This window comes from Agarivorans sp. B2Z047, assembly GCF_023373605.1.
GTDB lineage: Bacteria > Pseudomonadota > Gammaproteobacteria > Enterobacterales > Celerinatantimonadaceae > Agarivorans > Agarivorans albus.
In genome coordinates, this window is the sequence record NZ_CP088080.1 from 3,906,955 (window position 1) to 3,930,882 (window position 23,928).

24 protein-coding genes are annotated in these 23,928 nt (G+C 44.6%); 9 read left to right on the forward strand and 15 right to left on the reverse strand.

Annotated features, from left to right (window positions below; genetic code table 11):
- Positions 1 to 3 precede the first annotated feature (3 nt).
- From LQZ07_RS17860 to LQZ07_RS17880, 5 genes are all read right to left on the reverse strand, one after another.
- Positions 4 to 999, reverse strand: a complete 996-nt coding sequence (locus LQZ07_RS17860; protein WP_152781722.1) for a branched-chain amino acid aminotransferase — start codon at positions 997 to 999, stop codon at positions 4 to 6.
- Positions 1,000 to 1,558: 559 nt separating this feature from the next.
- Complete coding sequence (locus LQZ07_RS17865; RefSeq protein ID WP_152781724.1) at positions 1,559 to 3,040, reverse strand: hypothetical protein; 1,482 nt, start codon at positions 3,038 to 3,040, stop codon at positions 1,559 to 1,561.
- 403 nt (positions 3,041 to 3,443) lie between these two features.
- Positions 3,444 to 4,400 carry a pyridoxamine 5'-phosphate oxidase family protein gene (locus LQZ07_RS17870; RefSeq protein WP_152781726.1) on the reverse strand — a complete coding sequence of 319 codons (957 nt, stop codon included), beginning with the start codon at positions 4,398 to 4,400 and terminating at the stop codon, positions 3,444 to 3,446.
- 121 nt (positions 4,401 to 4,521) lie between these two features.
- A complete protein-coding gene (locus LQZ07_RS17875) occupies positions 4,522 to 4,995 on the reverse strand; it encodes a nuclear transport factor 2 family protein (protein WP_016404033.1) in 474 nt (157 codons plus the stop codon).
- Between the two features lie 107 nt (positions 4,996 to 5,102).
- A complete protein-coding gene (locus LQZ07_RS17880) occupies positions 5,103 to 5,714 on the reverse strand; it encodes a glutathione S-transferase family protein (RefSeq protein WP_152781729.1) in 612 nt (203 codons plus the stop codon).
- Between the two features lie 273 nt (positions 5,715 to 5,987).
- On the opposite strand from LQZ07_RS17880, the gene LQZ07_RS17885 reads away from it, so the two are divergent.
- On the forward strand, positions 5,988 to 6,572 hold the full coding sequence (locus LQZ07_RS17885; protein WP_152781731.1) for a TetR/AcrR family transcriptional regulator: 585 nt from the start codon (positions 5,988 to 5,990) through the stop codon (positions 6,570 to 6,572).
- Here LQZ07_RS17885 and LQZ07_RS17890 read toward each other — a convergent pair whose 3' ends face one another.
- Positions 6,573 to 7,733 carry a PQQ-dependent sugar dehydrogenase gene (locus tag LQZ07_RS17890; RefSeq protein ID WP_152781733.1) on the reverse strand — a complete coding sequence of 387 codons (1,161 nt, stop codon included), beginning with the start codon at positions 7,731 to 7,733 and terminating at the stop codon, positions 6,573 to 6,575. It abuts the gene before it with no gap.
- Positions 7,734 to 7,890: 157 nt separating this feature from the next.
- Positions 7,891 to 9,378 (reverse strand): L-fucose/L-arabinose isomerase family protein, encoded by a 1,488-nt coding sequence (locus LQZ07_RS17895; protein ID WP_152781735.1) that lies wholly within the window; start codon positions 9,376 to 9,378, stop codon positions 7,891 to 7,893.
- 346 nt (positions 9,379 to 9,724) lie between these two features.
- Here LQZ07_RS17895 and LQZ07_RS17900 point away from each other — a divergent pair, with 346 nt between their 5' ends.
- Positions 9,725 to 10,156 carry a GNAT family N-acetyltransferase gene (locus LQZ07_RS17900; protein ID WP_016402734.1) on the forward strand — a complete coding sequence of 144 codons (432 nt, stop codon included), beginning with the start codon at positions 9,725 to 9,727 and terminating at the stop codon, positions 10,154 to 10,156.
- Positions 10,157 to 10,279: 123 nt separating this feature from the next.
- Here LQZ07_RS17900 and LQZ07_RS17905 read toward each other — a convergent pair whose 3' ends face one another.
- The 4 genes from LQZ07_RS17905 to LQZ07_RS17920 all read right to left on the reverse strand — a co-directional run bounded on the left by LQZ07_RS17905 (position 10,280) and on the right by LQZ07_RS17920 (position 14,046).
- Positions 10,280 to 11,323: an alcohol dehydrogenase family protein gene (locus LQZ07_RS17905; RefSeq protein WP_152781737.1), complete on the reverse strand. Its 1,044-nt coding sequence runs from the start codon at positions 11,321 to 11,323 to the stop codon at positions 10,280 to 10,282.
- Positions 11,323 to 11,838 carry a TetR/AcrR family transcriptional regulator gene (locus LQZ07_RS17910; RefSeq protein ID WP_152781739.1) on the reverse strand — a complete coding sequence of 172 codons (516 nt, stop codon included), beginning with the start codon at positions 11,836 to 11,838 and terminating at the stop codon, positions 11,323 to 11,325. The genes LQZ07_RS17905 and LQZ07_RS17910 overlap by 1 nt, the downstream gene beginning before the upstream one ends.
- A gap of 300 nt (positions 11,839 to 12,138) precedes the next feature.
- Positions 12,139 to 12,387, reverse strand: a complete 249-nt coding sequence (locus tag LQZ07_RS17915; protein WP_152781741.1) for a DUF3297 family protein — start codon at positions 12,385 to 12,387, stop codon at positions 12,139 to 12,141.
- Positions 12,388 to 12,564: 177 nt separating this feature from the next.
- Entirely contained in the window at positions 12,565 to 14,046 is a 1,482-nt protein-coding gene (locus LQZ07_RS17920; RefSeq protein ID WP_152781743.1) for a ricin-type beta-trefoil lectin domain protein, read from the reverse strand.
- A gap of 331 nt (positions 14,047 to 14,377) precedes the next feature.
- On the opposite strand from LQZ07_RS17920, the gene LQZ07_RS17925 reads away from it, so the two are divergent.
- From LQZ07_RS17925 to LQZ07_RS17955, 7 genes are read left to right on the forward strand one after another with little or no spacing between them, the layout of a single operon-like run.
- Complete coding sequence (locus LQZ07_RS17925) at positions 14,378 to 15,604, forward strand: extracellular solute-binding protein (protein WP_152781745.1); 1,227 nt, start codon at positions 14,378 to 14,380, stop codon at positions 15,602 to 15,604.
- Between the two features lie 54 nt (positions 15,605 to 15,658).
- Entirely contained in the window at positions 15,659 to 16,528 is an 870-nt protein-coding gene (locus LQZ07_RS17930; protein ID WP_152781747.1) for a carbohydrate ABC transporter permease, read from the forward strand.
- Positions 16,525 to 17,337: a carbohydrate ABC transporter permease gene (locus tag LQZ07_RS17935; RefSeq protein WP_152781749.1), complete on the forward strand. Its 813-nt coding sequence runs from the start codon at positions 16,525 to 16,527 to the stop codon at positions 17,335 to 17,337. Before LQZ07_RS17930 ends, LQZ07_RS17935 begins: the two co-directional genes overlap by 4 nt.
- Before the next feature lie 11 nt (positions 17,338 to 17,348).
- Complete coding sequence (locus LQZ07_RS17940; RefSeq protein WP_152781751.1) at positions 17,349 to 18,389, forward strand: ABC transporter ATP-binding protein; 1,041 nt, start codon at positions 17,349 to 17,351, stop codon at positions 18,387 to 18,389.
- Positions 18,379 to 19,152 (forward strand): MBL fold metallo-hydrolase, encoded by a 774-nt coding sequence (locus tag LQZ07_RS17945; RefSeq protein ID WP_152781753.1) that lies wholly within the window; start codon positions 18,379 to 18,381, stop codon positions 19,150 to 19,152. Before LQZ07_RS17940 ends, LQZ07_RS17945 begins: the two co-directional genes overlap by 11 nt.
- Positions 19,142 to 19,954, forward strand: coding sequence for an inositol monophosphatase (locus LQZ07_RS17950; protein ID WP_152781754.1), 813 nt, complete (start codon positions 19,142 to 19,144; stop codon positions 19,952 to 19,954). The genes LQZ07_RS17945 and LQZ07_RS17950 overlap by 11 nt, the downstream gene beginning before the upstream one ends.
- Positions 19,955 to 19,958: 4 nt before the next feature.
- Positions 19,959 to 20,951, forward strand: coding sequence for a substrate-binding domain-containing protein (locus LQZ07_RS17955; RefSeq protein WP_249483239.1), 993 nt, complete (start codon positions 19,959 to 19,961; stop codon positions 20,949 to 20,951).
- Between the two features lie 26 nt (positions 20,952 to 20,977).
- Here the strand turns inward: LQZ07_RS17955 and LQZ07_RS17960 are convergent, their stop codons facing one another.
- The 4 genes from LQZ07_RS17960 to LQZ07_RS17975 all read right to left on the reverse strand — a co-directional run bounded on the left by LQZ07_RS17960 (position 20,978) and on the right by LQZ07_RS17975 (position 23,816).
- The gene (locus tag LQZ07_RS17960) at positions 20,978 to 21,148 is read right to left on the reverse strand and encodes a hypothetical protein (RefSeq protein ID WP_194164108.1); all 171 of its coding nucleotides are present in this window, start codon (positions 21,146 to 21,148) and stop codon (positions 20,978 to 20,980) included.
- Positions 21,149 to 21,228: 80 nt separating this feature from the next.
- The gene (locus tag LQZ07_RS17965; protein WP_152781756.1) at positions 21,229 to 21,543 is read right to left on the reverse strand and encodes a hypothetical protein; all 315 of its coding nucleotides are present in this window, start codon (positions 21,541 to 21,543) and stop codon (positions 21,229 to 21,231) included.
- A gap of 195 nt (positions 21,544 to 21,738) precedes the next feature.
- Entirely contained in the window at positions 21,739 to 23,238 is a 1,500-nt protein-coding gene (locus tag LQZ07_RS17970) for a methyl-accepting chemotaxis protein (RefSeq protein WP_152781758.1), read from the reverse strand.
- Positions 23,235 to 23,816, reverse strand: a complete 582-nt coding sequence (locus LQZ07_RS17975; RefSeq protein WP_152781760.1) for an SCO family protein — start codon at positions 23,814 to 23,816, stop codon at positions 23,235 to 23,237. The genes LQZ07_RS17970 and LQZ07_RS17975 overlap by 4 nt, the downstream gene beginning before the upstream one ends.
- Positions 23,817 to 23,928: the final 112 nt, after the last annotated feature.

Sequence of the window (23,928 nt, forward strand, 5' to 3'; positions counted from 1 at the left end):
AGCTTAAATACTCGTTAACCAGTTATGCTGGTCTTGGGCTTTGCCCCATTGAATATCGTTAAGCGCTTGGCGCAACTTCAAGGTGGTTTCACCGGCTTCGCCATTACCAACGGTGTGTTCGTTACCGTTGTGGATAAGCGTACCTACTGGCGTTAATACCGCAGCAGTACCCGATAAAGCTGCTTCACAACCTGGCTTAGCTGCACGCTCTAATAGCTCGTCAACAGTAAGCTCACGCTCACTTACTTTTAAGCCCAAGTCACGCGCCAAGGTTAGAATAGAGTTACGTGTCACTCCGTGTAAAAAGCTACTGTCGAGCGCTTTAGTAATTAGCTCGTCGCCATCAATTAAAATAAAGTTGGCAGCGCCGGTTTCTTGCACGTCGCCACCCGGGCAAAACAGTACTTGGTCGGCATCTACTTCAGTGCGCGCTTGACTAATTGGCCCTAAAGCACTGGCGTAGTTACCGCCCGATTTAACCATACCCATGTGTGGCGCACAGCGCATGCCGTTTTCTTCTAGCAATAAGCGTAATGGCTTAGCACCTACCGCAAAGTAATCACCCACTGGCGATAGCAATACGTAGAGCAATGCCGAGCTAGTTGGCGCGGCCGCTTTACCAATGGCAGGCTCGGTGCCAATAAAGGTTGGGCGAATATACATAGATCCCGGAGCAGCTGGCACTTCATCGGCAAATTTTGCCACAATATCTTTAACCATTTGCTCTAATAATTCGGGTTTAAAAGCAGGTAAGCTTAGTAACTCAGCAGATTGCGCCATACGCTTAATGTTGGCGTCCATGCGAAAAATATGCACGCTACCATCTTCGTGACGAAAGGCTTTAAGCCCTTCAAAACAAGTGCTTGAGTAATGAAGTACGTGTGCGCCAGGGTGCAAGCTAATACTGTCAGACGAGACAATTTCACTATCACCCCATTGCTGATCTTCGTATTTTGCTAATGCCATTTGTGGCATAAAAACCGTACCAAAAGCTGCCATGTTGTGTTCCTACTTATGTTGGGGCTTAAAGCCCTATTCTTTATTTTGATTGTCTGTTCTTTAGCGAAGTAGAAAACTGGTGGGACTGAACGAGTTCGCGCTTTTATCAAACCGAGGTACCTGAACGACCAATGCCAATTTTTCCATAAACTGGATTCGCAGAATGGTAAAAGAGTATGTGGTCTTATGGCACTGCGATCAAGCTTAAGAAACCCTCAATCTGCAAATATTCTACAATAAATGTGTATGCAAAGAGATTTTGGCGGCCAACAAAGCAAATTTGTAAACTGGCTTTGCTTAAACTTTCCCATAGCCCGCCAGCAATCATTAAAAGGAAAAGCTAAGCCTTAACACAAAGATGAGCGCTAATTTTTACTTGTAGCTGTACTCGGTCAATCACAACTACCGCAAAGCCAATTATGATTCAGGCATCACCTAAAAATAGGCGATGCACTTTTTTGGTAACGCCCCGCATCAGCGGAAACTAAAAGCGTTTCGTGCGCAGCGAGGCTTTTAGTTTCCGCTGGATGCGTATGTTAGAACTCAAACATTTGCTACTCTATGATGCTATTGTGACTAAATCACTATACTTATACATCACATCCATATTCGACTTTAAGCGCTCTTCAATTTCTACTTTAGTCCACCAATCAGCTTCAAATTTTGGGTCGGAGCGAAGCTTCTCGAGAAGAGCAGTGTGATCAGAAGACAAAATTGAATTTGTAATCAGGAAATAACCATTGTAATCACCCAAGTACAAGGCCTCAAAAGCCCCCATACCTTTTGGAATGCCCAGAGTCTTTGATGTGAGTTTACATTGGACCAAAAACTTACTTATTTGTAATACCTGCTCACCTTCAAAAACTAGTTCGTCCTTAGGCTTATATTTCACTAGTTCTGCAACAATGTCCCTCCCTCTATCTGGCTGATTAGTTGGAGACACTTTACGCGTCCTTGAAACACGAGGTTCTCTTGAAAGTAACTCTAAGCAAAGCTCCTCGAAACGTTCAGGCTCCCCTTTGTCATCCCAAATCAGATTAGGATCATCATACAAATAGTCTATTTTTTTCTTCATCGTAGATAAGAACAATTTTCTTTCATCTAGAAACCGTTCAAACCCATAATCACCTTTTTTGATCGCCAACCAATCCCCGGAAATCATATATATATGACTATCAATAGCAAATTTTTGGACGTTTTCATTTGAAAGTGATGCTAATAGCTTGCTTATTTCATTTAAGTCACTGGCACCGAAACAATGCCTCAGCTCATTATTTTTAAGGTAAAATACATTTTCATCTTGTAACTCTGTGTAATTGTCTTCACTTTCGCATAAGTACTTCTTGAGCATGCCAATGCACAATGGCGACTTAATTAGTGATATTTTTTTACAATAGATTTGAGCATAAACCCAGTGAGGATTAATTCTCTGATTTACCCAAATTTCATCGGGGCTAACATTGATCTGGTTGGAGATTTTCTCTCTCAACTCGTTAAGTTCATCAGAATTATATTGAGGTAATGGTAGTTTAGAAGACTGACACCTATAAGGCAGGTAGAAGCTTAAATAATCTTGATATATTCCAATTATTTTATCAATTACTTTCAAACCAACGCTATCTTGGGTTATTACGGATAAATTAGGTTGTACAATTGTTGCGTAGCGACCATATAACTCCGATTCTATCTCTAAGACAGGGTTTCCAACATCCCAAAGTGAAACAGAATATCCGTTAGTTAAATTACACAAACCAAACATAAGAGATTGACAATCATGGAGGTCGGTTCGTTCCCCATCATATACCCAAGAGCTTGTCCTAAAAGCAAAGTAAGGCACGATTAAACCACTGCCGTCCAATTCAAATGCTAAATGAAAATCATTTTGATTGAAGTCTCCCACATCTAGGCGATTCTTATCTCTGACACTCAAGTACAAACCTAGATCACTAGTTTTATTACTCAAATGTTGATAAATCAATAGCTCGAAATTGTTTTGCTTGTCCTGTTTTTCAAGCTGTTCTTTAAACCACGATTTATTCATTTGTTTTCAATTTTCAAATAGTGCTATAGACATAATGATCTCCGGTGAAAGTGCCGACCTCCTACGTTTATCGTGGGTTAGTCAAACTAGAGCCACACTGTTGGATGCAAAGTCTTAACAGAACAGGAGATCGACACGTCTAAATCTAGCACGTTTTTCATTGGACTAGATGTTCACAAAGATACCACTGATGTCGCTTATTGTGTTGATAATTCAAGAGATGAGCATGTGTTCCATGGCACCATCCCCACCAACATTCTTTCTATCAACAAACTTATCAAAAAATACAAAGGCTTGGCTACTCATTAGTGTGTAGTTTATGAAGCTGGGCCGTGCAGATTTTGGCGGTATCGCCATTTAATTAAACACGGTATTGAACGCTGAGTATCCCGTTTCAGCTTAACTAGACGCTCACATCAAACAAAGCCGGTGAAAACTCTACATCTGAATTTTGTACTAAGGTAGGTGTGGTTAAACTTAGGCATCGCTCGATGCTGACTTGCACAAAACGTTGTGCTCCCGGATAAGGTTTTACCTGAGCCACATCCCAAATGATTGATGCCTTACCTTTAATCCAAAAACTACATCCGGTTTCAAAATCTGGTATGTACAAACCCACTCTTGGATCGGCCACTATATTGCCGAGGGTGTTGAATAAATTGTTGCCCGAAAAATCGGGGAACACCAAGCTTGGCATTTTACCGTTACTGCTCTTATCCACATCAATAAAACCCGGCTTACCGCCGCGGTGAGAGATATCGACTCCATCGCTGTCTTCACTATTTAGCGCGGCAGCTCTAGAGGCAATAAAAAAGGTGTCGCAATGCCTTAATACCTGCTCAAGCACTACATCATTTTCTGCCAGCTCGCGAAAGTCTGCCGCCTTAGGCACAAAAGCATGGTTAAACACACTTGGCTTTAACTCTCGCTTTTGAATGTACTTGGGACAATTGCCAAAACTTTGCTGTACCTCAAAACGCAGCGCTTGCTCACTTGAGTACGCAACCAAACCATTTACGCGGTTACGCCTACGAGTAGTAAACTCCAAGCCCAACAACCCTATGCTGTCGCCCACCGACAACTGAGCAACTTGCGCGTATTCGATTAGCGCTCTGGCCTCGATAGACAAGGTGGTAGCATTGGGCGAGCTAACAAAACCCTGCTCGCCCAAAATAGGAGTGGCCCAAGGGTGCCCTTGATTGTCTAACACGCCGGCATACAACAGAACTTGTTGGCTAAAAAACTCACGGTGCTGCTCGGGCATGTAGCTGCGAATAGCTTTATCACCAATGGCTTTAGCGATATCGGCCACGCCAATTCGTTGCTGCACGCTTAGCTCACCTTTGTGAAAAACAGTCATAAACTCACCCTCTCATGCTTTGGGCTTTAGCTACCACTGCCAAAGCCCCCTTTGCAACACCACCAACTCACCCGATCACCAACATCATTAAGCCTGAGCAATACACTTCGCCCTTGCTTTGCTATAAACCCAAGTCACTTAAACTTGGGTGATCATCTGGCCTGCGCCCTTGCGGCCAATGAAACAGACGCTCTTCTTCACTTATTGCTAGGTCATTTATGCTGGCATGACGGCTTTGCATTAAGCCATTTTCATCAAACTCCCAGTTTTCGTTGCCATAAGCGCGATACCATTGGCCAGCTTTGTCTTGCCACTCGTAGGCAAATCGCACCGCAATACGATTACCGCTATAGGCCCATAATTCTTTAATCAAACGGTAAGCTTGTTCTTTTTCCCACTTTTCGCTTAAAAACTGCTGAATTTGCTCGCGGCCCTTAATAAAGCTATCGCGGTTTCGCCACTGACTATCTTTGGTATAGGCTAAAGCCACTTTTTCTGGGTTGCGTGAATTCCAACCATCTTCAGCCATGCGCACTTTTAGTGCAGCTGTGTCGGCATTAAACGGCGGTAATGGAAGGCGTTGCTCTATGGTCATACTGTTTTCCTATGTTTGAGTGGTAATTCATTGAATGCGTTCTGTTTAAGCAATTTTTAGGCTAGCTCGGCGTTTGCATCGCTAAACGCCGAGCTATTTGCGTTAACTTAAACGGCTTCTTTTAAGGGTGTTTTTTGCATTGCAACAAATCCATCAAGCGCTTCTACATTCGCTAACCAGCGCAAAATATTTGGGTATGCATCTAACTCAACCTTGCCTTCTGGTGCATGAGCGATGTAGGAGTAACATGCTACGTCGGCAATACTGGCTCGCTCTCCCACCATCCACGCTTTGCCTTCAAGCAAATCATCAATAATCGACAGCATTTGGTGGCTGGCTTCAATTACTGCCTCTTGATCAAACTTGGCGCCAAACACAGTAATTAAACGAGCGCGAGCTGGCCCTTCGGCGAGGTTGCGCGCAGCTAGCGCTAACCATTGTTGAATTTGCGCTTGTTGTTCGCTGTTTTTCGGGTTCCAGCTCGGCGCATAGGTGTTGGCAAGATGAATGATAATGGCGATGGAATCTCGAATAACCAGGCCATCATCGTCAAGTACTGGTACTTGAGTAAAAGGGTTAATCGAGCGGAAAGCGTCTTGTTTGTGCTCTCCTTGCGCTAAGTTAACTGGAATTTTTTGATACTGCAGTTTTAGCAAAGCCAACATCAATCTCACTCGATGGGCGTGACCAGATAACTCGAAATCGTAAAGCTTTAACATAACCTTATCCTTAGTTGATTGAACATTCTTGGCTCAAAACCTGATGACTTCGCCCTAGCAAAGTAAACAAGTCTGTCTACTTGCCATTTAAATTAAGAGACAGGTCTGTCTATGTCAATAAAAATATCACCCCAAGAGCAGCTGAAAACTTGGATAGCCAGCTAATAAGTTGTTTTAAAAAGAGAATTTAAATTTGAAAAATTTGTGAACCAGAGAGTTTGCCGAATCAGGAGACAGAGCGGTATACTTAACACGAAGCAATCAGGAAACATTATGGCCAGTACTAAACGCGATTTACTTATCGACACCGCCCAAGGGCTGTTTTACCAACACGGTTTTAGAGCTACGGGTATTGATACCATTTTGGCTGAATCAGGTGTGGCAAAAAAAACCTTGTATAACCATTTTAAGTCGAAAGAAGATCTTATCGTTGCTTGCCTATATCGGCGTGATCAGCAGCTGTTAGAGCTTTTAGAAAACAGCATTGAACAGCTTGCTCCCCAGCAACAGTGCCAACCACAGTTTGCCCGCATCATGGCCTTTTTTGATGCCCTTGATAGTTGGATTAACTCAGATAACTTTTTTGGCTGCATGTTTATTAATGCCTCTGCCGAATACCACCAAGCGGATAATCCGGTACATATTGCCTGCACCGAACACAAAAATTTGGTGATAAAACTTATCGAACAACAGTTAAGTGAGTTAGCACTCACCCAACCTTTAGAGACTGCCAAACAGCTAGCTATTTTAGCCGACGGCGCGATAGTAGGCGCTCACACCACTAACGATTCGGCATCAGCAAAACACGCTAAAGCAGTGGCTGAAGTACTGTTAAACAGCTATGCCGAAGCGGCATAGCTATAGCGCAGGGCTAAGCTTGTAGATATTGCCGCTATCACCACTAAAATAGATGTTTCCTTGGCTATCGCTAAGTAGCGCGCGCACTCGTTCATTCAAGTCTTCAAGTAAACGCTCTTCGCCAACGGGCATACCGTTTTCATCCATAATGATGCGGTTAATATGCTGTAGCTTTAATGCACCGCTTAGTAAGTCACCTTGCCAAGCCGGAAAAGCAGCACCGGAGTAAAGCATTAATGAACCGGGCGCAATAGAAGGAACATACACTTTTAAGGGAGAATTTATGCCTTCTTTTATTTCTGATTCGCCTACCTTTAACGGCCCCCAGTATTCCTTACCATGAGAGGTGTTCGGCCAACCATAGTTAGCTCCTGCTTCAATAAAATTTAGCTCATCACCACCACGCGGGCCGTGCTCTATAGCCCATAGGCGCTGGTGCTTTGTATCATAAGCGAGGCCTTGAGGATTGCGGTGACCGTAACTATATATAGCGTCGGCTACTTTATTATTAGCTACAAAAGGGTTGTTGCTTGGTAGGCTACCATCAAGATTTATTCGAATGATGCTGGCTGCATGGTTAGCGGTATTCTGGCCATTGTCACGCTCTCCCCTATCACCAACAGAGAAATACAGATAAGAGTCATCGAACGCAATTCGACTGCCGTAATGACGATTAGTAGAACCCGCAGAGTCGGTAACGAGTACATCTTGCCAGTTACTCATCATCACTTGGCCAAATTCATTTTGCTTTATTTGCGCTTTGGCTAGGGTTGTTACGCCGCTGCCATTGAGTGGCTTACTGTAGGTAAAATAGAAGCTTCCATCGGGTCCACGTACAACATCTAATAATCCACCTTGACCCTGCGCCCAAATTGCCGGTAAACCTACAATACTCTTCCAGGCTTTCTTCCCTTGTTTAGCTTGAGTAAGGTTAACACTTACTAACTCACCATGGCGCAAAGTAACAATCAATGTATCGGCATTAAGCCAAGCCATGCCCCAAGGCACTCCTGGCAGTTGAGTGAGGACCTCTACTTGTAAGGTGTAATCTTGGCTGGTGTGTTGAGTAGGCTTCGCATTAAGTTCACCAATAAAAAGCATTGCTGCAAGTACACCACTCAAAAGCCACAAAAAACTTATACGATTACTTAGCTTGCTCATTAGTTTATCCCTACGCCGAACCAAATGGACAAGCTAACTATAAGCAAATTTAGAGGTTTTCTACAGTTTAATATCTGCTCATATAAGTTAGAGAATTCAAACAAGAAAGCCGACTAAGGTCGGCTTTCAAGACTACAATTTTTACCTATTTAGGTGTTTATAAAAACACACTTGGGATTTCGTTTGGATAGCGCTCTTGAGCTGGCTGGTTGTAATCGATGTCAGACACGCCCAATAAGTTAAGCACTTGGTACAGCGTTTTAGCTACATGACCAAAAGCGATACCAGCGTGGTGTGGATAGCGTTTCTCAACCAATACATGGCGGTAAAAACGTTGCATCTCAGGAATACCAAAGGCAGCAATTGCACCAAACGATTGCGGGTCGATATCTAAGATATCACCTTGAGCCACATAAGCACGAAGCTTGGTGTCGGCAGTTGACTGCAAGCGGAATAAAGTGACTTCGCCCGGTTTAATTTGTCCCTCCAAGGTACCGCGAGTGATATCCGGCTCTTTGCCTGGCTCCATTAAGCTATGCATAATTTTTTGAAAGCGTAGCTGTGAGTTTTTCATGCAGCTTGGCGCGGTGTTACCACAGTGGAATCCCATGAATAAATCTTTCGCCGTATAGTTACCCATTACCGCTGCGTTAGCCTCAACCATGTCTTGTGGCACAGTGTTGTTAATGTCTAACAAAGTGGCTGGGTGGTTAGTGGCACAGGTGATCATGTACTCAGACAAGGCACCATAAATATCCACTTCACAAGCAACCGGAATACCGCGCTGTGCTAAACGCGCATTTACGTAACATGGCACAAAACCAAAGAACTTCTCAAACGACGGCCAGCACTTATTGGCAAACACCCCAAAAGTAGACGCGCCCATATTTGCCGCATGAAAATCTAGCAAGGCAGCTTCATACTGAGCAAGCTTTGGTAACAAATCTGGGTATGGGTTGTTATCACCAAGTTCTGCTTCCATCTCGGCAACAATTTTAGGAATGTCGGCATGGCCTTCGGCAGCTTGATAGATATCCAGTAAATCAAGCTCACTGTTTTCCATGATCTCTACGCCAAGATCAAACAAGGCTTTAATAGGCGCATTACAAGCTACAAAATCTTGTGGACGCGGGCCAAACGAGAAAATCTTAAGCCCTTGTAAACCCAAAATTGTGCGAGAAACCGGTACAAAATCGCCAATCATGTTGGCTACTTCACTTGGCGTGCCAACTGGGTATTCTGGAATATGCACAGCCAAGTTACGCAAACCCGCACTGTAGGAAGCATTTAATACCCCGCAGTATGCATCGCCGCGCGCATCTTTAAGCCCCGCAGTGGCTTCTTCGGCGGCAGCTACAAACATAGTTGGGCCAGCGAATCGTTGCGCCATAATGCTTAGTGGTCCTTCTGGGCCAAAGTTGCCTAAGTAAATAACCAGTGAATTAATGCCTGCTTGCTCGGCTTCAGCTAAGGCTTTCACTACGTCGTTTTCATTTTCGATAATGGTTTGTAGCTCAACCACTTGAATGTCTTTTTCAGTACACGCTGCAGCCACTGCTTTGCGGCGCTGTTCAGACAATGAAAGTGGGAAACAATCGCGGCTAACCGCAACAATACCTAATTTTACTTGTGGGATATTTATCATCACTCGCTCCACGGGTGTTTGGTCTTTGACCTTGGTTTTAGCTTTTGTTTTATAGTTGCCCTAGTGTGAATGAGAGCGGTGCAGTAGATGAATTGATACGGATCAACAAAGGTTTCGCTTGCAAAATAACGAAATACTCTTATTAAAAAGCGTTAGTGAGGAAAGTGGTTTACGACATACCAGCAACAAATTTGTTAAGGCCAATTACGACGCCTAGCCACCTAAAAAATAAGCCTAGCCCAAAGACGATACTTATCTCTAAATGCTGTTTATTTGCTAATATTGGCGGGCAAAAAGTACGGTTATTTTAGCCGTTCAAATTGATTCAAGTACTCTGAGAAAAATAATGATTGTAGAAAATGTGCGTGCTGAAGATTACCCAGAAATGCTTAGTCTTTGGGAAGACTCGGTGAGAGTAACTCACGACTTTATTACAGAAGATGATATTGAGTTCTTTAAACCTATCATCCTTGAGCAGGCTTTTCCTGCTGTAACCCTGCGCTGCGTTAAAGATGCCAACGGTGCTATTATTGGTTTTATTGGCGCTAACGATGAAAAAATTGAAATGCTGTTTATTGCCAACTCTGCACGTGAGCAAGGCATTGGTAAGCTGTTGCTGCAATATGCTATCGACACCTTAAACTGCACTAAAGTAGATGTGAATGAACAAAATCCAGCTGCGGTAGGTTTCTATCAACACATGGGATTTAAGCTTGTATCTCGCTCCCCGCTTGATGACATGGGAAAGCCTTTCCCCATTTTGCACTTAAGCCTTTAACTCATAAACTCAAGAGCTAGTAACGCTCTGCAAATCCGAAAAGCCCCGAAGCAACTTTCCTTCGGGGCTTTTTAATTAAGCGCTTTGCTTATAAAGCAAACAAAATGTGTAGCGCGTAGCTAGCTACATCGTTAGCACAATTTTACCTAAGAATTTCTTCTCTAAGAAGGTGGTTTGCGCAGCCACTATCTCTTTTAATGGATAGGTATGCGCAACTAGCGGCGCGATATCTTCCCGCTCGATGTGAGCAATTAAATTACCAAAAACCTCCGGCTCTATCACCGTACAACCAAAGAAACTTAAGTCTTTTAAGTACAAGGTGCGAACGTCTAATTCCACCATGGCTCCGCCAATCGCGCCCGATACCGCGTAACGGCCTTTTGGCCTTAGAACCTCAAGCAACTGAGGGAACAAACTACCGGCAACTAGGTCAATGACTACGTCGACACTGTTCGCGGACATCACATCGCTAAGCTTGTCACTGCGCAGTACCACTTCATCAACACCAAGCTCTTCAATCATTTGCTGCTTGCTTGGGCTAGTGAGCGCAAGCACATACGCGCCACGTGCTTTAGCCAATTGAATGGCCGCCGAACCAACACCACCGGAAGCACCAGTAATTAGTACCTTGTCACCCTGTTTAACCTTAGCGCGGGTCAGTAAGTTTTCTGCAGTAGAGTAAGAGCAAGGAAACGACGCCAGCTCTGCATCACTATATTTACTGGTTATTTTGTAGGCATGGCTAGCAGCCACTTTGGTGTATTCGGCAAAGCCGCCATCACACTCCGAACCAAAATACCAAGCTTGCTCTAGCGCTTTGCCATTCGCTTCCCTTAAACAAGGCTCAATAAGTACCCGCTCTCCTACTCTACTTGCATCAACCTGCTCGCCTACCGCCACAATATAGCCACACACATCGGCACCTTGAATACGTGGAAACTGCAAAGCCTCACTCGACCAAGAGGCGTCATCGGCCTTGTCACTTTTCGAATACCAACCAATGCGGGTATTAATGTCGGTGTTGTTTACCCCAGCGGCCGCGACTTTAATTAATACATCACGTGCGCCAATAATTGGCATTGCTACATCACTGCGATAGCTCAGTTTATCGATATCTCCGTGACCGGTCATATGCACGGCACACATTACTTTTGGAAGAGTTGTCATTACGAATTACCTAAAAGTTGTTCTATAGTGAGTTGAGCAGCTTCAAAGCTGGGAGCACCAATTACCGGCCAAGCAGCGCTTACGCCCTCGTGTAACAAAAAGATCTGCATGGCTAGCGCTTCATCGCCACAGCACGTTTCAAACAGGGCTAACAAATCTTGCTTATGTTGCTTTACTGCTTCGCTAATTAAGGTGTTATCGGGATATGCTGCCAATGCGCTCATCGACATGCACCCGCTGGGTGCTTGAGATTGCATCCACTGTTCTAGTTGCCTAAATATTGCTAACAGATTGTCTTTTCGCGAGTTTGTTTGCTCAGCTGAAAGCAGCTCAATATAACGAGCATGTCTATGCTGCAAAGCGCCAATTACCATCGATTCTTTAGAAGGGTAATAACGGTATAAGGTTCGCAAGCTTACCCCAGAGGCTTTTTGCAACTTAGCCACACTAGGCTCGGTAAACCCATAGTCACTAAATGCCCGCTCAAGTTGTTCGGCAATTTGTTGTTCAAGCATTGACGTTCTCAAGTAGAGTGTTCATTCTACTTGCGATTGTAGAATGTTTATTCTACCTAGGTCAACTGATCGTTCGCAAAGCAATGACAAAAGATCAATTAAAGCGTAACAATCACGGCTCTAAGCATTAAAAAATCACACAAAAACAAGTAATTGAGAAAAACACGGAAGTGAAGTAAAGCACTAGAAAGTTTAAAAAATGAGCTACGGCTTAGGTTTGATCTTAAGAAGGTAAATGCTGGTTAAGTAGGAAATATAAGCCACAGTGCTAGTTACGCTGTGGCTTGAGGCAATAGAGGCTTATTTATAAAACGCTTCCACTTCGCCTTTAAGTTTAATGAGCATTGGCTGGCCAAAACGGTCTTTAGCTTTAGGTGAAGGGATTTTTACCCAACCTTCGCTAATACAGTATTCTTCAACGTCGGTGCGCTCTTTGCCATTAAGTTTAATGCCAATGTCGTGCTCAAAACACTCTGCAACATGGAAAGGGCTGCGAGGGTTGCCCGCAAGATGATCTGGCAAAGCAGGTTTAGCGTTGTTGTCGCTCATGTTAACTACCTGAAATACGTAAAAAGTGCGTCATTGTAGACAATGCCAGCGCTAGACTCAATAAATGCCACAAGCTAACGCGCAGAGTAGCCATTTACTTAACAACTGCCTATCCTAATTGGCTGTGGTAGCCTTTAATCCAACACGGCTGCCCTTTAACTTGCTAAGCAAATACCACTAGTGAGTTGTTTGCCAACGGCTTACTGGGCGTAACTCAAACCGTGTATTGGCATTGTAGTTATTGCACGAATAAAGATGATATTGGGTGAGTAAACCACCGTTGTTGGTATCCATACAAAAGCCATTACCACTGTTGCCGCCATTGCTACTATGTTTGTTGGTAAAGCTGCCATTTTGTTTAAGTAACCAACGCTCGCTGTCGCCACCATCACAAGTCCACAAGTGTAACTTGGCGCCATTTCTTGCACGTCCACCGTCAACGTCTACGCAGTAACTGGCATTTCCTTTAGGCCGTAACTGTGACTCGGCCGTATAAACAAACTGCTGGCTAGCAGTGTTGCGGCAGGTTTCGTTCACCAAGGCTGCACCTTTGCGATAACTACCGTCTTTAACCGCTAAACAGCGTTGTGACTGAGCGTTATAAAGCTGAAAAAAACCAGGAATAGATCGTCTAACACCCACTAGAGGAATACTATTGTTCCAAGTTGTGTGCTGCTGCGGAGTATTTTTCTCTCGATTGATAAACTGAACCCCATGCGCCACTGCGGCGTAGTTGTATTCAAAACTATCGGGTGCGGCTGGCGAGGTGCCCCACAAATGCATCATTTGTTTGTTATTTGCCACCTCGTTAGCTACCTCTTGGTAATGCTTGGTTTGAGCCATGTTGTTACAAATGAAACGTTGCGAATCATCACGAGAAATTCCGCTTAAACTACCACCTACTTTTACATGGTCAATGGTGCTGCCTTCGGGGCACATAAAACTTGCAGGGTAAACGCCGCGATTGTTCCACAGCCAATCCCAGCCAGAGCGAAAGTTTTGATTTTTGCTGCCAATTTTTCCGCCAGTTAACGCCACTACAATTTTGCCACGCATATCTTTAATGAGTGGCCACCCATAGGCATTGCTTAATGCTCTAACATTTTTGGCAGGCGAATTAGCAAGACTAGAATTAGCTTGCCTAGCCTTAGGCACTAGGTAGTTTTGTAAGTAATTAGAAAAGCGATATTGGTAAGATCCAAGATGGTTAGACATCCATTCATCTAACAATGCTACTTCGTCATGGTTCCAGGCGTTGGCAGGATCCCAGCTCACCTTCATGTCCACTAACACAACTACCGGAAAGTTTGGGTTATTTCTATCAATCCATTGCTTTATATCGTTAAAACAATCACCTAGGCGGGTATTACTGCCGCCAGAACAATTACGTTTACCTGGGCTACTAGAGTGAGAAACATAAGGACCTAGAGCCTCGTTCTCCCACTGTCCTCGATCGATGACATCCAGCTCTACCGCACCAAAACCGTAGTTCAACCAATCAGTTAACTGGTTGCTGTAGTCTTGAGTATTGTGCTGTTGCATGTAGTAAATGTCATTAAAACGATCTCGATTAGGATCGATTTGCGTCACTGAGGGCGCCGCCGCTAATAACCAAGAGCTGCTCAGCAAAAGCGCTAAACCAGTAATAGATTTAATCATGTGTTCATCCTTGCACTCGCGTTCAAAAAAGGAACACTAAATTACCTCTCAGATCATGACTGTTCGGTGAAGGCTAACCGAAACTTTTTTACCAATCGATGATGTTTTTCTTACCAAACATTTAAAAGCAGCGTGCATCGCCCAGTAAATAAGATACAGCAAGGCCTATAACCCTCAACATTTTCTCACGCTTTTATCTAACAAAACCAAGCCAGACCATAAGTTTCACATTGCTGTCATGCAATTGACATTTTCGCTGACTAATTTGGATAGCGAAAAATGAACGCGCGTGCAATCACACTATTTATTTTCAAAGGACGAGGAATACAGCATGTTTCAACGCTTACTTGTGGCAACAGCCCTAGCCAGTGCCACCTTTTGCAGTGCCGCTACAGAATTAGTTATTGCCGGTCGCGATAGTAGTTATGGGCAGGCCATGCAACACATTGTGGATGAATATCAAAAAGCCCACCCTAGCACCAATATCAAACTGGTTAAGCGCCCAAGCAAAGGTTTATACGAGAGCATTAGTTTGTCGATGCGCGAAAAAACCGGCAACTACGATGTGATTTTGATGGACGATACCTGGGCTCCAGAGTTCTTATCAAACAATTGGCTTACCGCTCTACCTAAAGAAGTTGAAGATAAAGACTTTATTCAAGCGCCCTTTGATATTGGCCGCTACCCTAACGCAAACAGCGCAGCGTACGCCATGCCTATGGTAGGCAATGTAGCTATGTTTGCCTGGAACAAAGCGGTATTTGATGCCAACAACATAGAAAAACCAAGCTCGTGGTCAGAAGTATTAGCCGCAGCAAAAAAAATAAACGCCAACAGCGCCAAAGATACTAACGGCATTGTATTTAGAGGGGTGAAAGGCAACCCAATTGTAACTGGCTTTTTACCTATTTTATGGGGATACGGCGCCGATGTAGTAGACGCTAACGGCCAAGCCAGCTTGAATACTCCTGAAGCCAAACAAGCTCTAACTGCCTTTTTAGCTATGAAACAATATGCACCACGTGGGGTTGACGTATACAACGCCGATGAGGTGCGCGACTCGCTACAAAAAGGCAGCGCCGCCATGGCAATTGAAGTATGGCCAGCATGGGTGCCTAATTTAGATAACCCAGAAATGTCTAATGTGGTGGGCGATATGGAAATTATGGCCCCACCAGCAGAAGTAGGTGCGCCGGCTCCTATGTTAGGAATTTGGCAACTGGCGATCCCAGCTGACGCCAAAAACAAAAGCGAAGCGGCAGCGTTCTTAAAATTTGCCACCAGCCCAGCAATTCAAAAGACCTTGGCGCTAGACTATGGCATCCCACCTACACGCGAAAGTATCTACAACGATGCTGAGGTTGTAAGCAAGTACCGTTGGTACCCGCAACAAGCTAAAGCGCTATCTACCGGCAAGGCTCGCCCACGTATTCATAACTGGGCAGAAGTAGAAAGCATCCTTGGTGACTTTTTACAAATGACCATGTTAGGCCAAATGACACCTGAGCAAGCTTTAGAGCAAGCTCAACGCCGCATTAGCCGTGTCATTAAAGTGTAAAACCCATCCATGATGTTTGGCTCTACCTTAGTAGAGCCAAGTTGGAGTGATTGAATGTTATTTGAGAATCGTAAACAGCTGACCGCACTGTTATTGCCATCCCTAACAATACTGGGGCTGTTGGCTGTTTACCCTATTGGCTCGGTAATGATTAACGCCTTTGGCAGCGTAGATTATCTAAGCAAACAATATCAGTTTGTTGGCTTAGCTAACTTTGTAGAATTGTTTGAAGATTTCTTTTTCATCGCCGCCATGAAAAACACCTTAGTTTTTACACTTGTAGCCTCTTCTGCTCAGGTACTACTTGGCTTATGGCTGGCGCTGCTATTTAACCAAAAATTCTCTGGCCGCCGCTTTGCTCTGCCCATTATCATTTACCCGATGATGATTTCTACGCTGGTATGTTCATCAATCTGGCGTTCCTGGTATCACTACGATTTTGGTCTTTTAAACAGTGCACTTGTAGCCATTGGCTTGCCAGCCCAAGAGTGGTTATTTAACCCCGATTTAGCGCTGTACGCCATTGCGCTAGTAGACACCTGGCAGTGGACCCCCATGGCCTTTTTAATCATATTGGCAGGCTTGCAATCTATCCCCAAAGACATTGGCGAAGCAGCTATGGTAGATGGTGCTAAAGGCTGGCGTGCCTTTACCTTTATCACACTGCCACTGATTCAAAAGCAGCTAATGTTGGCGTTTTTATTGCGCTCTATCGACGCTTTCAAACTCTTCGATAAAGTTTATGTCATGACGGGAGGAGGCCCAGGCAACGCCACCGAAACCCTTTCGATGTTTGTTTATAAATATGGTTTTCGTTTCTTTAACTTAGGTATGGCCAGTGCGGCAGCATTAGTCATGCTAGCCATCTCGTTATTAATGACCTTGTTTTACGCCCGCCGAGTAATGAAGGGAGGCAAACAATGAGCCGCTATTTACACCGTTTTTTTGTTTGGTCTGCGGTAGCTCTATTTATTCTGCCCATTGTTTGGATGTTTAGCACTGCCTTTAAATCGCCTGGCGAGATCTTCCATGCTGGAGCTAACTTAATTCCACAGCAAATCAGTCTTGCTTCTTTTCAAGCGCTGCTAAATGGAGAGCTGCCAATACTGGTGGCCAATACAGTATTTATTGCGCTTTCTGCCACCATGGTGTCGCTGTGCATTGCCTTTTTTGCAGCTTACGCGCTAGTACGTTATCGATTCCCAGCAAAGCTAGACAACCTATTTTTGCTGGCGGTGTTAGTAGTAAAAATGATGCCACCAATTGTAGTTGCAGTGCCGCTTTACTCTTTAATGAATGCCCTTGGGCTACTAAACAGTCAGTTAGGTTTGGTATTGGCTTATCAGGTTTATACCCTGCCATTTTGTATTTGGATGTTGCTGAGCTTTATTCGCGACATTCCCCTAGAAATTGAAGAAGCAGCCGCAATGGACGGAGCTCACTTGCTCAAACGTTTAGCCTTTGTGGTATTTCCCCTATGCGCACCTGGATTGGTTGCTACGGCTATTTTTGCCATGATTTTAGGCTGGAACGAGTTTCTCTTCTCGTTACTGTTTATTCATACCCCCGACAAATTCACCATCCCTTTATTTATCTCAAACTTTATGACCGAAGACGGCACCGCTTGGGGAGAACTAATGGCCATAGGCATTGTATCGTCGTTACCCATGCTGGCACTAGCAGGCTACATGCAGCGCTATTTGTTACGCGGTTTTTCCATGGGATTGAAATAGGACATCTACAAATGAAAACTCTAGAAATAAAACAAGTTGCTAAAGCCTATAACGGCCACACGGTTATCCCAGAGATAAACTTAAGCATTAATGATGGTGAATTTGTGGTGTTTGTTGGGCCCTCGGGCTGCGGAAAATCTACCCTGCTGCGCATGATTGCCGGCTTAGAGTCGATCACTAAAGGCAGCATTGCCCTTAATGGCAAAACCCTAAATGGCGTGCATCCATCCGCCAGAGAAGTGGCCATGGTGTTTCAATCCTATGCACTTTATCCACACTTGTCGGTAGAAAAAAACATGGCTTTTCCATTGCGTATGGCTGGCGTAAGCAAAAGTAAAACCAAGCAATTGGTAAACGAAACCGCCGAAAAACTGCAGCTAAGCCCGCTGCTAAAACGCTTGCCGGGGGCGTTATCTGGTGGGCAACGCCAACGGGTGGCAATTGGTCGCGCTATTGTGCGTGAGCCAGCTTTGTTTTTGTTTGATGAACCCTTGTCTAACCTAGATGCAAAACTTCGCAGCGAAATGCGGGTTTACTTAAAACAGCTGCATCAGCAACTAAAAACCACCATGATTTATGTTACTCATGATCAAGTAGAAGCGATGACTCTCGCCGATAAAATAGTAGTGCTTAACCAAGGTGAGATTGCCCAAATTGGCGCACCAGAAACACTCTATAACCAACCGGCCAATAAATTTGTCGCAGCCTTTATTGGCTCACCGGTGATGAACTTTATTCCACAAGATGCGTTTAACTCGCTGCTTAATCACATTAGCTTGCCTAGTAATACTCAATCGGTAGGTTTACGGCCAAACCAAGTAATTGTTGATAAACTGCACCCCGATTGCCATATGACCATCTCGGTGGTTGAGCCCTTAGGCCATGCTCGGCTTTATTACGGCGAGCTAGCAGGTAGCCAGTTTGTAGTGGAAAGCAGCGAACTCTATAACTGTGGCCAACAGCTGCCACTAAAACTGAGCGATTCAACACTGCACTTTTTTGATCACAATGAGCAACGTATTAACGCACTAGAGGTATCTAATGCCGCATAAGTTTAGTGCCGAAGTGATTGGCTGTGGAGACGCTTACGACGGCCAGCATACCAATGCGAGTTTGTTACTCAAACAAGACTGTTTTAGTTTGCTAATAGACTGCGGACCGTCGGTACCCAAGGCGCTATTTGCCAAGCAGATAACGCCAGAGCAAATTGACGCGGTGTATGTAACCCATAGTCACCCAGATCACTGCTTGGGCTTAACCAGTTTAATAAATTGGATGGATGCCCAAGGCCGTAAAAAGCCCATTTACATCATTGCCCAGCAATCCCAATGGGCAGTGCTAAAACCTTTAATTGAATTTGCTTATTGGCCGCATTCGCAGTTGGGTTTTCAAGTTATTTGGCAAGACAGCGCAACCACATCAACCATTGGTCCTTGGAGCATAAAAACTGCTGCGACTCGCCACGCAGTCAGCAATTTGAGTTTGCAACTAAGTAATACCGACCAACACCGCTTGTTTTATTCTGGCGACGGCCTGTTATCTGAGCAAGGCGAACAACTAGCGGCCCAATCAGACTGGGTATTTTTGGAATGTGAAACCTTAGAACACCACTCTAGCCATGGCTCTTGGCAAGATATTAAAGATTTACCTCGAAAAGCAAATAGCCTGTGGCGGCTTTATCACATAGACCCAAGCGTACGAGCTAGGTTGGCCAAACTAGTCCAAACAACCGCAAACATCCGTTTAGCCGAAGAGGGAACAGTGTTATGCAGCATCGAGCATCCAACAAACCAAGGAACTAGCCATGTCGCCTAACTCACTAGACCGAATATTAGCCAGCGCCTTACCCATAGCAAAACACGCCGGTGAATTAGCTATAGATTGGTTTAAGCGACGCGACGCATTACTTATAACCAGCAAAGGCCACCAAGACTGGGTAAGCCAAGCTGATCAAGAGGTAGAAAGCTACCTTCGCCAAGCCTTGTTTAACGCTTTTCCCCAGCATCAATTTTTAGGTGAAGAAAATGGTGGCCGCTACCAGCCCCCTTGTTGGGTGGTTGACCCTATCGACGGCACGACCAACTTTCTTTATGGCCAAGCCGACTTCGTAGTTAGCCTAGCCTTCGCCGATGAACAAGGGCCTGCTTTAGGCATTATTTTCGCCCCTGCCCTGCAGCGACTACTTTACGCAGTGCGAGACAAAGGTGCATTTGAAATAGTGGATGGAAAAGCTAAAGCACTAAAGCCGCGGGCGGCAGCCAAAGAACAATTGGTGGTTGGCTTAAATCTTAACTATCAATCAGGCATTCCCCAGCAATATATGGCGCATAGCCAAGCACTAATTAATGCAGGCCACCAAGTTAGGGTAAATGGTTCAGCTGCTTGGGGTTTAACTCAAGTTGCCACTGGCGAGTTAGATGCCTGCTACATGGGGGAAGTAAATATCTGGGATGCCATGGCTGCCCAAATTATCTGCCAAGAAGCCAATCTAAGCACCGCTCCTCATCTTATAGAGCAGCTGCATGGCCCTGTTTGGGCCTGGCCTAAAGATGCTGCGATTAGCGACTTACTAAGTATCGACAATCACAAGGAGCAAGCTCATCAATCAGTTAAATAAAAAAGTGACCGCATCTGATGTTGCCGCCCATTTAGGCTTATCACGTTCTGCGGTATCACGCGCTTTTACCGAAGGGGCCAGCATCAATCCAGCTAAGCGGGAAAAGATTTTGGCCACAGCCAAAGAATTAGGTTACCAGCCTAACTTTTTGGCCCGTACCTTAAGCACCCCAGCAACCCGTTCACGCTCCCATTTAGTTGCGATTTTGATAAGCGATTTCTCCAACCCTTTTCAATCGTTTCTATTTGAGGAGCTTTCCACTACTTTGCAGCTTAATGGCAAGCAACCCATGCTGTTAAATGTGAAACAAGCAGAAGACCTAGACGCCGCAATTTTACGTCTGTCAGGCTACCAAGTAGACGCCGTTATTGCGGTAATGGGCTCCCTACCAGCCGAAAGCTTTGCACAATGCCAAAAGCTCTCCTTGCCCTTAATTACACTGGGCCGAGCCGACCAACGCGGTCTTATTCCTTCGGTACAAACCGACAACGTAGAGGCTGGTCGTTTAGCTGCCCAGCACTTATTAACCCAAGGCTTAAACAAACTTGGTTTTGTGGCTGGGCGTAGCGATGGTCAAGCCTCGATTGAACGTTACCAAGGCTTTTGCGAAATCCTCAGCCAACGAGGTGCAACGCCACCAATTCGCTTAGATGCAGGGCGATATGGCTACAGCGCAGGTTTTGAGTTAGGCGTACGCTCTATAGACACGCTACGGGAATTAGAAGGTATTTTCTGCGCCTCTGATGCGCTGGCAATGGGCTTAATCGACAGTTGCCGTGAAGTAAGTAAAGTTGCGATTCCAGAAATGCTGCGAGTGGTAGGTTGCGACGATGTACCGCAAGCTTCTTGGCAAGGTTACCAGCTAAGCTCAATTGCTCAGCCGGTGCCAGAAATAGCCCAACAGGTTATGCAGCTATTGGAGAAAATGTGGCAGAAAGACGATGATATCCCAATAATGACTAGGTTGGCGCCAAGCTTAAAAGTACGTAGAACCTAGCCATAGGGTAAAAGTGGGTCTTTGTGCTATTCCATGCTCTGCTGAGAAAACGCAGCGGAGTTACCTGATGATGCTTTGGGCGCAAAAAAATCGCAGGCTTGACGATCAGCCATGGTTGGCTGTTCCCATGCTCCACAAAGATCTTTTTGGTTTTCACGTGTTCGGGTAAATTGCCTGCATTGTCCGCACTTGTTCATACTCTATTCCTTGAGGTTAAAACACCCCAAGAGGCTAAGTAATAAAGCGTTATAAGCTTTTGATATAAATCAATATACCCTTACTCAAGCAAGAGCGATTTAAGCGCCTTGCGAATAAGTGTGTCGGTTATTTCACTGCTTACTACACGTGCAGCTAACAAACCCAGTACACCGGCTAAGGCTAAGATCCAAATGGTTAAACCAAAGAGTAAATAGCTGCCACCAAGCAACAGCAACAATAAACCTAAACGCACTAAATGGGTAATTAGCGGAAATACAGGCAAAGAACTGGAAGCATTAATTTGCTCACAAGCCTGCTCTAACAAGTCAAACTGCTTATCTCTTTCTAGATGAGCAATTTCTTCGAAATAATCTATGTAAGGTTTAACGTCCATGTTTACTCTAGCGATAGGGGTATAGAACCCATTTTACAATAAACTACAAGGTTTATCGCCGCCTACGATTAATGTGTAAAAAGCAGTGTAGATGGTTACACTTGAGTAAAATTTTTACCAGCCTGTTGGTATCTAGTCACAGCCCAAACTAAGGTAAGCAAGGCAAAGAATTAAGCTTTGCCTTCTGCCATAAAATCACTTTTGAGTTTGATACAAAGCAGCTCGTTGCTCGAGCGAAAGCATGGTATTAGCGACTTTCTCAGCGGTGTCGGCAAGCAACTGGCTTTGCTCAATTAATACGGTATTTTTGTCTCTTATCTCATTAATACTTTGCTCTATCTGGTTACAAGCATCGGTTTGTTCGGTGGTGCTATTAGCTATTTGGGTATTCACATCGCGCATATCACTTACGCTCTGATTAATTTGAGAAAGAGTGCTACCGCCAGACTCAATTTTGGCTTTAGATTCATCGGAATACACCAACCCTTTTTGCATTGAATCCACCACCTGCGAAGCGTTAGTTTGCAAGGTATCGATGATTTGATTAACCTCTCCAGTCGATTGCTGGGTTCTAGCTGCCAATGCCCGCACTTCATCAGCCACTACCGCAAAACCGCGCCCTAACTCACCAGCGCGAGCGGCTTCAATGGCTGCATTTAAAGCCAGCAAATTGGTTTGTTCCGATATTGCTTTAATCACTTCGATAACTGCGTTAATTCCCTGCACATTTTCGTTAAGTTGGCTGGTATAAACTTCCGAATCGCTAAGCAAGCTATTTAGTGTTTGCGTAGCAGCTACCGATTCGTCTACATCTTTTGAACCAGACTGAATTTGCGTCTCTACTGATTCCGCCGCATTTGCCGCATTGCTCGCGTTATCAGACACGTTACGCGCCGAATGAGATAACTGCACAGAGGCGCTAGCGACAGAATCACTTTGCTGCATTTGCTGCATAACAATTTCTTTGGTTTCGCTACTTTGCTGGTTTAGCCCACTCACTAAATCATTTATATCCACAATAGATTGTTTTAAGTCGCTAAACAGCTCATTGAATTCGGTTATTAAAGTATTGAATGCAATCACCGTGGGGTGCTCAGTATTGCTGGTAATAGTGGCGGTAAGGTCTTTATTTTCGGCCAACTTATCGACGGCCAAAATAACCGAATTCGACACCTTCGCATCCTTAGCCATGTTGATCGCGTAAAAAATCAGTACCCCGCTTTCTACCACCACAAAAGCTGCATGCACAAAAGCCGTTCCCCAGGAACAACCGGTGCTATATAAAATCACTGGTATACCGCCCAAGCTCGCATCATTTAGCTGCAAAGCAGTAAACACCAAGTGATGTACTGCAATTAAGCCCGCTGCAGCCACCACCGGTAACCAATCTTTGTAGATCAATACAAACGCCAAGGCCGCAAATATATGAAAATGCATTTCTAATCGGCCCAGTTGGGCCTGAATCATTACCATGGAGTACACCATCAGCAACATGGCATTTATGCAAGAAGACAAACGAGTTCCGCGCATATACGTGTAGGTAAGCAAGGCAACAATAGAGATGAGCACCGACATGGTTAGCGCAAAAGAATGGCTTGCGTAACCAATAGGTACCAGCAGCCCTACTACCGGTAAATGAGCCAACAGAATATACAGCACCTGCTTGTCGGCTAGCTGTGCGGAGTTAGAAATCATAATAAATCACCTTGTTGCAATAACTTAAAATCGGTAACTACCTGGCTAATATCAAGGTTTTGCTGGGTATACACCAAGCTCACTTCACCTAAAGGATTAAGCAGGTACAAGTATGCTGAGTGATCAACAACTTGCTGGTCGAAACTGGTTGAGACGTAACCTGGAAAGCGTTGTGAAACCTCGATAGATTGCTGAAAATCAGCAACCTGACGAAACTCCACCTTGTTTAACATCGCTGAGCTAAAGGCCTGCTGAGGGGCAGACACGACTAAATCAATATACAAAAACTGGGCGGCCTGTAATGCCGCATCATCGGCTAAGGCTGCTAAATTGAGTAACTGGCGAGGGCAAGCTTGGCTACACCCCTGGAAGCCCAAAAACAAATAGGTATATTTGCCTTGGTAATCATTCAGCTCACCCTGCTGATTTAGCAAAATATTGTAAGCCTGAGCTTGGCTAAATTGCCCATAAAAATCGCCCGTTTGGGAAACTGGTTTTACAAATGGCAACGCAAAAGCAAACATGGCTGGGCAAACAAACAGCAAAAGTGCCCTAAATTTAACGAGATACTTGTTCATCATTTCAGCTTAGTTGCAGCCAGGCTAGTGACCCAGTTATCAGTAAGCGAGTTTTTGAACTGTCTCTCATTTTTTAGCGAGGCAATAGCCATGCGAATAAAGGCCATAGAGA